The organism is Bradyrhizobium lablabi, assembly GCF_001440475.1.
Lineage (GTDB): Bacteria > Pseudomonadota > Alphaproteobacteria > Rhizobiales > Xanthobacteraceae > Bradyrhizobium > Bradyrhizobium lablabi.
The window spans coordinates 58,276-69,627 of the sequence record NZ_LLYB01000082.1; the positions used below are offsets into that span (position 1 = coordinate 58,276).

General features: G+C 64.0%; 9 protein-coding genes and 1 pseudogene. 3 read left to right on the forward strand and 7 right to left on the reverse strand.

Features of this window, described 5'->3' with window-relative positions; all coding sequences use genetic code 11:
* Positions 1-174: 174 nt before the first annotated feature.
* Positions 175-2,847, forward strand: coding sequence for an alanine--tRNA ligase (alaS, locus tag CQ14_RS22835; RefSeq protein ID WP_057860172.1), 2,673 nt, complete (start codon positions 175-177; stop codon positions 2,845-2,847).
* A gap of 48 nt (positions 2,848-2,895) precedes the next feature.
* On the opposite strand, the gene CQ14_RS22840 is transcribed toward alaS, so the two are convergent.
* A complete protein-coding gene (locus CQ14_RS22840) occupies positions 2,896-3,738 on the reverse strand; it encodes a hypothetical protein (protein WP_156435302.1) in 843 nt (280 codons plus the stop codon).
* 146 nt (positions 3,739-3,884) lie between these two features.
* On the opposite strand from CQ14_RS22840, the gene CQ14_RS22845 reads away from it, so the two are divergent.
* Positions 3,885-4,703 carry a DUF2270 domain-containing protein gene (locus CQ14_RS22845; protein WP_245320457.1) on the forward strand — a complete coding sequence of 273 codons (819 nt, stop codon included), beginning with the start codon at positions 3,885-3,887 and terminating at the stop codon, positions 4,701-4,703.
* Between the two features lie 12 nt (positions 4,704-4,715).
* Here the strand turns inward: CQ14_RS22845 and CQ14_RS22850 are convergent, their stop codons facing one another.
* From CQ14_RS22850 to CQ14_RS22875, 6 genes are all read right to left on the reverse strand, one after another.
* Positions 4,716-5,003 carry a DUF3303 domain-containing protein gene (locus CQ14_RS22850; protein ID WP_057860089.1) on the reverse strand — a complete coding sequence of 96 codons (288 nt, stop codon included), beginning with the start codon at positions 5,001-5,003 and terminating at the stop codon, positions 4,716-4,718.
* A gap of 27 nt (positions 5,004-5,030) precedes the next feature.
* The gene (locus tag CQ14_RS22855; RefSeq protein ID WP_057860173.1) at positions 5,031-5,537 is read right to left on the reverse strand and encodes a DUF3455 domain-containing protein; all 507 of its coding nucleotides are present in this window, start codon (positions 5,535-5,537) and stop codon (positions 5,031-5,033) included.
* A gap of 65 nt (positions 5,538-5,602) precedes the next feature.
* Entirely contained in the window at positions 5,603-6,109 is a 507-nt protein-coding gene (locus CQ14_RS22860; protein ID WP_430650205.1) for a DUF3455 domain-containing protein, read from the reverse strand.
* A gap of 161 nt (positions 6,110-6,270) precedes the next feature.
* Complete coding sequence (locus tag CQ14_RS22865; protein ID WP_057860090.1) at positions 6,271-7,485, reverse strand: NADP-dependent isocitrate dehydrogenase; 1,215 nt, start codon at positions 7,483-7,485, stop codon at positions 6,271-6,273.
* 224 nt (positions 7,486-7,709) lie between these two features.
* Positions 7,710-8,270, reverse strand: a complete 561-nt coding sequence (locus CQ14_RS22870) for a hypothetical protein (protein ID WP_057860091.1) — start codon at positions 8,268-8,270, stop codon at positions 7,710-7,712.
* Positions 8,271-8,393: 123 nt separating this feature from the next.
* Positions 8,394-10,121, reverse strand: coding sequence for an alpha/beta hydrolase family protein (locus CQ14_RS22875; protein WP_057860092.1), 1,728 nt, complete (start codon positions 10,119-10,121; stop codon positions 8,394-8,396).
* A 297-nt stretch (positions 10,122-10,418) separates the two neighbouring features.
* Between CQ14_RS22875 and CQ14_RS22880 the strand changes: the two are divergent.
* Positions 10,419-11,352, forward strand: a pseudogene (locus tag CQ14_RS22880) (RNA methyltransferase); the annotation flags it as partial.

Sequence of the window (11,352 nt, forward strand, 5' to 3'; positions counted from 1 at the left end):
ACGCAGCCGCAGCATTATCAACGGGATGTGCGTGCCCATCTTGTGTGCTGCGGCAAGCCTATGATCCGCCTGCACAGTTTCTGGACACCGCAGGCCGCCTTGTCTAAAAGCGTTCCGCCGGAAGGTTAAGGGCTGGTTGCCGCCTGATCCGGCCCTTTGCCCGATTGGATGAACATGAGCAGCGTCAACGACATCAGGTCGACTTTTCTGAACTTCTTCAAGGAGAACGGCCACGAGATCGTGGCATCGTCGCCGCTGGTGCCGCGCAACGACCCGACGCTGATGTTCACGGCGGCCGGCATGGTGCAGTTCAAGAACGTCTTCACGGGGATCGAGAAGCGTTCCTATCAGCGCGCCACCACAGCGCAGAAATGCGTGCGCGCCGGCGGCAAGCACAACGACCTCGACAATGTCGGCTACACCGCGCGCCATCTCACTTTCTTCGAGATGCTCGGCAACTTCTCCTTCGGTGACTACTTCAAGGAGCGGGCGATCGAGCTCGCCTGGAACCTGGTCACCAAGGATTTCGGGCTGAAGAAGGACAAGCTGCTCGTCACCATCTATCACGACGACGATGAGGCGGCGGGCTACTGGAAGAAGATCGCCGGCTTCTCGGACGACCGCATCATCCGCATCGCGACCTCGGACAATTTCTGGGCGGCGGGCGATACCGGCCCGTGCGGCCCGTGCTCCGAGATCTTCATCGATCGTGGCGAGCACATCTGGGGCGGACCTCCCGGCAGCCCGGAGGAGGACGGTGACCGCTTCCTCGAATTCTGGAACCTGGTGTTCATGCAGTTCGACCAGGTGACGAAGGAGGAGCGCGTGCCGCTGCCGCGTCCCTCGATCGACACCGGCATGGGGCTGGAGCGTATGGCCTGCATCCTGCAGGGCGTCGAAAGCGTGTTCGAGACAGATCTGTTCCGTAACCTGATCGATGCGACGGGCTCAGCGCTCGGACATGGTCCCGGGAAGGATAACATCGCGTCGTTCCGCGTCATTGCCGACCATCTGCGGGCGTCGTCGTTCCTGATTGCCGACGGCGTGCTGCCGTCGAACGAGGGGCGCGGCTATGTGCTGCGCCGGATCATGCGCCGCGCCATGCGCCATGCGCAGTTGCTCGGGGCGAAGGAGCCGCTGATGCATCGCCTGGTCTGGGCGCTGGTCCGCGAGATGGGCCAGGCCTACCCGGATCTGGTGCGTGCCGAGAGGCTGATCGAGGAGACGCTGCGGCTGGAAGAGACCCGCTTCCGCAAGACGCTGGAGCGCGGGCTTTCGATCCTCGACGAGAAGAGCAGTGGCCTGAAGAAGGGCGACATGTTCGACGGCGACACCGCGTTCACGCTGTACGACACCTATGGCTTCCCGCTTGACCTGACGCAGGACGCGCTGAAGTCGCGCGGCATCAGCGTCGACCAGGCGGCGTTTTCCGACGCGATGGAGCGACAGCGCGTCAAGGCGCGCGCGTCGTGGGCCGGCTCGGGCGATACCGCCAGCGAGGCCATCTGGTTCCCGTTGCGCGAAAAGCTCGGCGCCACCGAATTCCTCGGCTACGACACCGAGAGCGCCGAGGGCGTGGTGACCGCGCTGGTGAAGGACGGCAAGGATGCCGACAGCCTGAAGGCGGGCGAGACCGGCGCGATCGTGCTGAACCAGACGCCGTTCTATGCGGAGTCCGGCGGCCAGGTCGGCGACATCGGCCTGTTGACGAGCGAGGGCGTCAAGTTCCGCGTCACCGACACGCAGAAGAAGGCGGGCGATCTGTTCGTGCATCTGGGTACCGTGGAGCAGGGCACGCTGAAGGTCGGCACCGCGCTGCAGCTCGAGGTCGATCACGCCAGACGCTCGTCGATCCGCGCCCATCACTCGGCGACGCATCTGTTGCACGAGGCGCTGCGCCAGGTGCTCGGCGACCATATCGCCCAGCGCGGCTCGCTGGTGGCGCCGGACCGCCTGCGCTTCGACTTCGTGCATCCGAAGCCGATCACGGCGGAAGAGCTCGCTCGCGTCGAGGACATCGCCAACGAAGTCGTGCTCGAAAACGACGAGGTCACCACCCGCATCATGGCGGTGGATGACGCCCGCGAGGCCGGCGCGCGCGCGCTGTTCGGCGAGAAATATGGCGACGAGGTCCGCGTGGTCTCGATGGGCAAACAGGATCGCGCGCACGGGCAGAACGCGCTCGGCTGGTCGGTCGAACTGTGCGGCGGCACTCATGTGCGCCGTACCGGCGACATCGGCCTGATCTCGGTCACCAGCGAAAGCGCCGTATCCTCCGGCGTGCGCCGCATCGAGGCGCTGACCGGGCGTCACGCGCGCAAGCACGCCAACGATACGATGGCGCTGGCCAGGAACGCAGCCGCGGAGCTGCGCACCTCGGTCGACGACATGCCCTCGCGCATCGCGGCGCTGATGGAAGAGCGCAAGAAGCTGGAACGCGACCTGTCGGATGCACGCAAGAAGCTCGCGATGGGCGGCGGCGTCACCAATGGCGGCGGCGCAGCCGGCGTGCGCGAAGCGGGCGGCGTCAAACTGCTGGCCCGCGCGGTCGAGGGCGTCGAGACCAAGGATCTCAAGAGCCTGGTCGATGACGGCAAGAAGCAAATCGGCTCCGGCGTGGTCGCGATTGTCGGCGTCACCGAGGACGGCAAGGCCGGCATCGTCGTCGGCGTCACCGCCGATCTCACCGCGCGCTTCAACGCGGTCGAGCTGGTGCGCAAGGGCTCCGAAGCGCTCGGCGGCAAGGGCGGCGGCGGCCGGCCCGACATGGCGCAGGCCGGCGGCCCCGATGGCGCCAAGGCCAATGCGGCGCTGTCGGCGATCGAGCAGGCGATGGGTGGCGCCTGAGGGAAGCGGCCTTCCTGGCCGACGAGCGGCAGCCCACGGTCTCGCCTGTTATTGGTGTTGAGTCCTCAAGCCGGAAAGAAACTTTCGAGCTTCGGCATCGACGCGACCGCCTCTGGCGGCGACGTCGAGGCGGCCTGACCGGAATTCATACTGGAGAAAGGCGCCATCGTTCCAGGCGTACGACGTCTTGCACCAATAGCCGTCGCCATTTTCAGAGCACTCGAACGTCAGGGGATGCTGATCCGGAGCCAACGTCCCGGACCTGATGAACACCGGTCCGTTGGACCGCGATTGTGCGTTCAACGAATCCGCATAGCTCGAACGCGATCCGCCGAAATGGTCCAGTGTCACCTCGTCGGGTGCAAAGACGTATATCTGAAGCGGAAAATCGAGGCTGTCGATGTTGCCGGGCCGCGCCGACTTGTCTGTAGCACAATAGGTTTTGGCTGCGTCCGGGACTGGACCCGCGCATATGGCCGGGGTGTACATATCGTATCCCCCAAAGCGCAGTGAGATATTGGTGGCCTGCACAGGCCGCTTTCCATTTTCGCTCAAACCACAGAAGGTCTGAAGGCTGGCATCGGAAAGGAAATCGGCGTCACCGTAGGCTGTGGTGGGATTGGCCCGATAGATGGTGAAAATAGGGGAAACCGGAATGGCGAATTCGGCGTTCGCGACCTTGATGTGGAACGTCGCGCTGGAGCAGGTTTCCGACGGGGCCGGCATATTCCATTCATGCCGCGCGACAGGCCAGAGAAGAATGATCGGAACGACCGCAAAGCCTGCCGCGCAAATCAGGACGATGTAGAGGAGAGAAAACCCTCTAGATGCCCGGACCAGCGTTAGGGCGCGGATTGCAACGCCCGCGGCGGTAGTGGCGATATTCTTCACGAGCCTGAATCCTGAACCTCCCGGAGTTCATAGATCGGGCTTCATGAGGACATCGTAAAAGGATTGGACGGCTTCGCCCGCGCAACCTCACGATGCATTTACCATTCGCCCGCGGTGGCGTCAGGATCGTGTGCTGCAGCGTTCGATTGCGCGACCTGTTGCTGGCAATTCGGTCTCAGGGCGCGCATAGTTGCGCCGTCACAATTCCGGATAGGTTCATCGGCGTTGATGACGTGGAGTCTCGCGGGTCAATGCCGGTGATCCCCGGTTCGGACAACCGGAGTCCCGCCATGTCTGTTACTGCTTCCAGCGAAACACACCGCCAGCACATCTTCAATTCGGCTGAGATGGGTGCCATCGCCCATCTTTACCGGGGCGAGGTCTACCGTTCGACGATCTGGAGAACGCGGCTCGACAACACGACCAACTGGGCGATCGTCACCATGGGCATCGCGCTGTCGACGACCTTTTCCAGCCCGGAGGCTTCGCCGCTGCCGCTCCTGCTCGTCGGCCTGCTCATTGCCGTGTTTCTCGGCATGGAGGCGCGACGCTATCGCTACTTCAATGTCTGGCGCGCTCGTGCTCGATGGTTGGAGACGAACTTCTACGCGCCGATATTCACCGGTGAAGCCCGCGACGATAGCTGGCAGGTGACGCTCGGGCGTGACTACACCGCGCCCCGCCACCATATTTCGTTTGTCCGTGCGGCAGGGCGGCGGCTGCGTCGCAACTACGTCTGGATTCTCGCCGTCCAGGTGATTGCCTATTACGGCAAGATCGCAATCCATCCGACGCCCGCGTCAACCCTTGCGGAATTTGTCGATCGCGCCGCGGTCGGACCGATTCCCGGCTGGCTCGTTCTGATCATCGGCTTCCTCTACAATTTCGGCTGGCTGGCATTCGCGTTCGGCACGATGTGGCTCGATCAACGCGAGCACGGCGGCGACAGGGTGGCGATGGGGTAGCGGTGAACCCAGCTATTCCTCGTCGAGGTATGGCGCGACGACTTCGCGTGTCTCCTTGCTCGGGACGACCGGGACGATCTCGAAGGTCATGCCGAGATCGCGGTTGTTCGCCAGCACCCATTCCTGCAGCAGCCGCAGGTCGTCGCATTCCATCAGCTGGAAGCAGCGGTCGAAATTGGGCTCGATCCAGCTTCCGACATAGGTCAGGCTATCAGGGAATTTGATGCCGGGATCGCGGACGCGCCGGTAGACCGGGATCGGGTCCTGGTTCTTGAAGCGCTCGATCACCATGAACAGCATCGGTAATCTCCGGATGGCAGTGTCGCGTCAGCTCTTGCGCAGGAATACGTAGTCTGCGGAGTAGGGCGCGTTGCGGTAACTGCCCGCCTTGTCGCAGGCGCCTTCGAGCTTTCCGCCCGCCGTGTTGATCCGCTGCACCGTGGTGACGCCGGAGAGGATGCCGGTGCCGCGCCCGGACGTCACCGTCAGCTTCAGCCAGGGAATATCGTCCGCGGTCGCGCCGGGCGCGTTCCCGGCCGCCTTGCCGACCACGGCGCTCGAGTCGATGTGTTCCCAGTTCGGCCCGGCATAGTGACGGCCAACGGTCTTGCCGTCGAGCAGCAGCGTCGCGGTCGGCTCGCGGAATGCCCAGGCGAGCTTGCCGTCGGCAGCTGCCTTGCATTCGTAGATCTGCGCGCCTTCGGCGTGAAGCGTGAGCACCACGGTCTCGCCGGGTGCCGCGACGGCCTCGGGAAGCGGCGTCTGCGCGGTCGCGGCCAGAACTGAGGCTGACAACACGAACGCAGCGAGCGCGATATTTCTGAGATACGGCATCATAGACCCCATGATGTTGGCCCCGAAGGACCAACACCATCGGCGGCTTATTATGCCGTCATCGTTCAGCCCTTGCGCAGGAACACGTAGTCGGCAGAGTAGGGGACGCTTTCATAGGTGCCCGCCTTGTAGCAGGCGCCGGTGAGCCTTCCCCCCGCCGTGTTGATCCGCTGCACGGTCGTCGCCGGACTGAGCACGCCGTTGCCGCGCCGGGAAGTCACCGTGAGCTTCAGCAAGGGAATGTCGTTCGCGACCATGCCCGGGGCCGTGCCGGCGACCTGGGCGACCACCGCACTGCCGTCGCTGAATTCCCAGTTCGGTCCGGCATAATGCCGGCCGACCGTCTTGCCGTCCTGGAAAAGCGTCGCGATCGGCTCGCGAAACGCCCAGGTGAGTGTGCCGTCGCCACCGCTCTTGCATTCGTAGACCTGCGCGCCTTCGGCATGCAGCGTAAGTATCGCGGTTTCACCCGGAGCTGCGATGGCCTCGGGAAGTGCTGTCTGGGCGGTCGCGTTGACAAGCGACCCGATCAATAGGAAGGCAGCGAGCGAGATGCTCTTGGAGAACGACACGGTAATGCTCCGTCGTTGATTTTCTATTTTTGCGAGGCAGCGGGCCGCGTGAATGCGCGCCCGACGACAGGCTCCGAGCAATCCATCGTGCTCCAAACTGAGACGTGGATTGCTTCGGGCTCTACCCCTCGGAATGGATGTGGGGAAGTTGCGAAGGCGGCTTAGGCCGCCATCGCCTTCTCAAGGTTGGCGGCAACCTTGTCGAGGAAGCCGGTCGTCGACAGCCAGCGCTGGTCGGCGCCGACCAGGAGCGCAAGGTCCTTGGTCATGTAGCCTTCCTCGACGGTCGCGACGCAGACCTTTTCCAGCGTGTCGGCGAATTTTGCCAGCTGCGGGTTGTTGTCGAGCTTGGCGCGGTGGGCGAGGCCACGGGTCCAGGCGAAGATCGACGCGATCGAGTTGGTCGAGGTTTCCTTGCCCTTCTGGTGCTCGCGGTAGTGCCGGGTCACCGTGCCGTGGGCGGCTTCGGCTTCCACCGTCTTGCCGTCGGGCGTCAGCAGCACCGAGGTCATCAGACCGAGCGAGCCGTAGCCTTGGGCCACCGTATCCGACTGCACGTCGCCGTCGTAGTTCTTGCAGGCCCAGACGTAGCCGCCGGACCACTTCAGCGCCGAGGCGACCATGTCGTCGATCAGGCGGTGTTCGTAGGTCAGCCGCTTGGCCTCGAATTCCTTTTTGAACTCGCGGTCGTAGACGTCCTGGAAGATGTCCTTGAAGCGGCCGTCATAGATTTTCAGAATGGTGTTCTTGGTCGAAAGATAGACCGGGTAATTCCGCATCAGGCCGTAATTGAACGAGGCGCGGGCAAAGTCGATGATGGAGTCATCGAGGTTGTACATCTGCATCGCAACGCCGGAGCCCGGGGTCTTGAACACTTCCTTCTCGATGACGGTGCCGTCCTCGCCGACGAATTTCAGGGTCAGCGTACCCTTGCCGGGGAACTTGATGTCGGTTGCGCGGTACTGGTCGCCATAGGCGTGGCGGCCGATGATGATCGGCTTGGTCCAGCCGGGCACCAGACGCGGCACGTTCTTGCAGATGATCGGCTCGCGGAAGATCACGCCGCCGAGGATGTTGCGGATGGTGCCGTTCGGCGACTTCCACATTTCCTTCAGGTTGAATTCCTTCACCCGGGCCTCATCCGGGGTGATGGTGGCGCATTTGACGCCGACGCCGACCTTCTTGATGGCGTTGGCGGCGTCGATCGTGACCTGGTCGTTGGTCTGGTCGCGGTATTCCATTCCAAGGTCAAAATACAAAAGCTCGACATCCAGGAACGGGGTGATCAGCTTGTCCTTGATGTACTGCCAGATGATCCGGGTCATCTCGTCGCCATCGAGTTCGACGACGGGGTTGGACACCTTGATTTTTGCCATGACGGAAGGGGCCTTTTCTCGGAAAACCGCGTGTTTCGGGCGGGATGGGTGATTATAGGGGGCCTATAGCACCGCAAACCGGCCGGCGGAAGCTGGTGCAGGCCTGACTTTTAGCCCATCTTTCAGGCGCGGAATGCATGGGGCCGGGTGACCTGGCAGCTTTGGCTGGGCATTCGTCGCGACCGATCCGGCGCAACTGATGCGACCTGGTGCCAGCTGCAGTTTCAGGCGAGCCCGAAGCGCCGTTCCAGCCAGCTTCGCGCCTTGCCCGGCGGCATGGCGCGGATCACGGCGGCGGCGCTGCGGTTATGCCCATGCTGGATCTCCGCGATGTGCAGATAGAGCCGGGCGGCACGCCAGCTACTGTCCGGATGGCAAAGCTCCAGAATTCTGCGCCACACCGCATTGGCATGGCTGGGATGCTCAACGAAACAGGCGTGCCACAGAATCTCAAGGGCGTAGGCCTGCGACGCGCGGGGCTCGATTTCGGATGCCCGATCGAGGCACTTTTTGAGTTCGCGCCCGGCGAAGGCAAGCTGCCCCTGCCTGAATGCCACGCCGATCGGCCACGCCATCACGGCTACCGTGCCGTAGGCGTCGTGACATGATTGCGCCTCGCGCGCGGCTTCTTCCAGGATCGACAAGGCCACGCTCCGGTCCGCGTATTCCGCGACCGAGGCGAGGGCCTGGACGCGATACCACGCGTCCGGGCAGCCGCGCGCCGCTTGCAGCGCTTGGGCGGTGTCACTCGGCGCCAACTGTCCGGCGCGCTGACGGCCGATCACGGACGCATGTGACGGTGTGGGTGTATGCGGATAGCGCTGCTGATGGGAAGACATGAGGCTTGGTCGCACGGGCCGCGGTTCGCGCCAAGACTTGCCCAAGATTGCCGATGGCTCAACCAGAGTTCAGAACGCCGCCTGGGTCGCCGTCCCCGCCACCACGTACCAGGTCACGAACAGGCCGCAAATCAGGGCGCCGGGCAGGCTGGAGCCGGTCCGCCGCCAGGTGAAGGTCGCGATCACAGCGCAGATTGCCAGGAGCGGCACGAACTGAATGGCTACGATGGTCGAGAGCGGCACGAATCCGGGGTCGGGCAGCGGGTTGAACAGCTTTCCGGTGAGCCAGAGGATGGCGTACTGCCCGCCCACGAGCACGATGAAGCCCAGCGTCAGCGCCAGAATATTGGTCAGGTACAGGGCCGCGCGGGGCGCTGCCATGGTCGAGAAATTGCGGTGCAGGACATGCAGCGCGATGACGAAAAACGCCGTGAATGGCACAAGATAGATCAGGAAGATCAAAAATTGCTTCGCGCTCATCAGCTTCACTGCGACGGTCCAGAACCGGAAGTCGATCTTGAAGGCGAGATCGGCGAGCCACAGCGCCGCGTAGCCGATCGCCACCGTGGCGATGGCGATCACCAGCGACTGCAGGACGATGCCCGACCGGCTGGCGCGCTTGGGCGCGAACCGCATCAAGGCAAGCGTGATCAGGCCGTTGATGATGGCCCAGACCAGGATCTGGTTGGTGATGCCCTGCGGCAGCAAGGCGGAGGGTTTTACGAATGTCCCGCCCAGCGCGAACGCTGGGTAATAGGTCAGCGCCGGAATGAAGGCCGACAGGATGAAGGCGGCAGTCCAGCGGCGGCCGCTCGCGGCGACATGTTCCGGCATGGTGCCGTCGGCGATTTCGGGCAGCCGGAGGCGGGAATACATCGGTGCTTCCAAGAGCGCGTCAAAGGCGCCGATCAGTAGCGCCACAAAGCCGATCAGCGCGATCAGCGTGCCGATTTCTTTCCGGAACCAGATCTGGTCATCGACCGGGCGGTGTGTGCCGCCCTGCAGGGTTTTGGCGAACCAGTCGAGGCTGTAGCCGATGGCCTCGTGCGAAATGTGCTCGGCCGGATGGGTGATGGCCGGAGTATGAAGCACCCGCGCCGTGCCCTGCGCGATGTCGCCATAGACCTTGCCCGGCTCGACCGGCCCTTGGGTGCCGAACAGCGCCCACAGTTTCGGGCTCTGGGTGACGTCGCGGGCGAGGTCGACGCCCCACATCAGGGTGGAAAATTCCTCGTACTTTGCGAACACCAGCGCCACGTTGCGTGGCCACGTGGTCGTGCCCTCGGCCGCGAACGGCTTGCCGGTCGAGGAGCCCTCCAGCACCATCGACTTGTAGCCATCAGGCATCGCGGTCGCCGCCGCCAGCACGGTCCAGCCGCCCATCGAGTGGCCCTCGAGGCCGATATTGTTCTTGTCGACGATTTCGAGGCTGCGCAGATAGGCGAGCCCATCGGGGCCGCCGAAGCCGTTCGCGAAAGCGGGCGGGTCGCTATAGCCATGGCCGGTCTGGTCGAGCGCGAGCACGACATAGCCGCGGCGGGCGAACTCGATGGCAAAGCCGTCCTGCGTCTCGCGCGAATTGATGTAGCCGTGGACGGCGAGGATGCCGGGGGCGGGGATCTGCGGCGTGGCGTTCGGCGGGATGTAGAGCAACCCGCTCATGGTGTTGCCCTTGGCGCCCGTGAAGCGGACATCCTCGATCCGGATGCCGCCGGCGGTCTGGGTGAAGTGGGCGAGCAGGCCGCCCGCCAGGATCAGGACCACGCCGACAATCGCCAACGACCACCTGCCGCGCATGGACGTCTCCCCTGATGCCCTTCGCCGTTGAACCGGCGTTCGGGATTGTTTGCAGCTTCGCTTTGTTTGTGATTGTTAACCTATCCGAAAGTCTAATGCGCGCAAGCGGCGGCACGGGATCCGTGCCTCCTTGAGGCTTTGAGCGAGCGCGCGGAGAGGTTAGTAAGCCGCGCAGCAGCCTCGCGAATTGGGCCGCCATCCGAGACGGACGATGCGATTTTCAATCCATCGCGGTGATTCGAAGCCTTCACAGGTTGAATCAACTTCAGAAATTGAAGCAGAAGGTGAAGTCGAGAAATGTCCGGCACCGATAAAACCAAGTCTGGTTGGGACTTAGCCGGACCAATTGTGATCCTCGTCGAGCCGCAGCTCGGTGAGAATATCGGCATGGCCGCGCGCGCCATGGGCAATTTTGCGCTGTCGCGGCTCAGAATAGTCAATCCGCGCGACGGCTGGCCGAACATCGCGGCGCAACGGGCGGCGGCCGGGGCCGACCAGATCCTGGAACAGGCCGAGCTGTTCGACACGGTGGAGCAGGCGGTCGCCGATCTCTCGCTCCTGTTCGCCACCACCGCCCGTGCCCATGACCAGGCCAAGCCGGTGGTCGCGCCGACCGAGGCCGCCCGCGAGATCGTGGCGCATATCGGAACCGGCGGCGGGGCCGGCATCCTCTTTGGCCGCGAGCGCTATGGCCTGCAGAACGAGGAGGTGGCGCTCGCCAACCGGATCATCACCTTTCCGGTCAACCCGGGTTTTGCCTCGCTCAACCTGGCGCAGGCGGTGCTCTTGATCGGCTACGAGTGGTTCAAGCATTCGACCGGCGGCACGTTGCCGTTCGCGATGCCGGAGCGCTCCGAGCCGGCCTCGCAGCACCAGATGCAGGCCTTCTTCGACAATCTGGTCCGGGAACTCGACAAGGTCGAATTCCTGCGCCCGCGCGAGAAGCGCGACACCATGCTGGTGAACCTGCGCAACATCTTCACCCGGATGGACCCAACCAAGCAGGACATGCACACCCTGCACGGCGTGGTGATGGCGATTGCGGAAGGGCGCAAGGGGCCGGCCAAGGGCGGCGTGCTGGACGGCGAACAGGCGACACGGCTGCGGGCGCTGCTGGCCGAGCACGGGCAGGGGCCGGCGGCGCCCGGCGACAGCTCAACGGTGCGCGGGCTCGCCCGGCTCCTGCGCCGTAACCCGACGGATGCCGAACGAATTTTGTGGCAGGGGCGGG

Coding starts and splice junctions, on each gene's coding strand:
- alaS (WP_057860172.1), top strand. CDS start 175: ATGAGCAGCGTCAACGACATCAGGTCGACTTTTCTGAACTTCTTCAAG.
- CQ14_RS22850 (WP_057860089.1), bottom strand. CDS start 5,003: ATGCTGTTCATGGTGATCGAGCGCTTCAAGAACCAGGACCCGATCCCG.
- CQ14_RS22855 (WP_057860173.1), bottom strand. CDS start 5,537: ATGCCGTATCTCAGAAATATCGCGCTCGCTGCGTTCGTGTTGTCAGCC.
- CQ14_RS22865 (WP_057860090.1), bottom strand. CDS start 7,485: ATGGCAAAAATCAAGGTGTCCAACCCCGTCGTCGAACTCGATGGCGAC.
- CQ14_RS22875 (WP_057860092.1), bottom strand. CDS start 10,121: ATGCGCGGCAGGTGGTCGTTGGCGATTGTCGGCGTGGTCCTGATCCTG.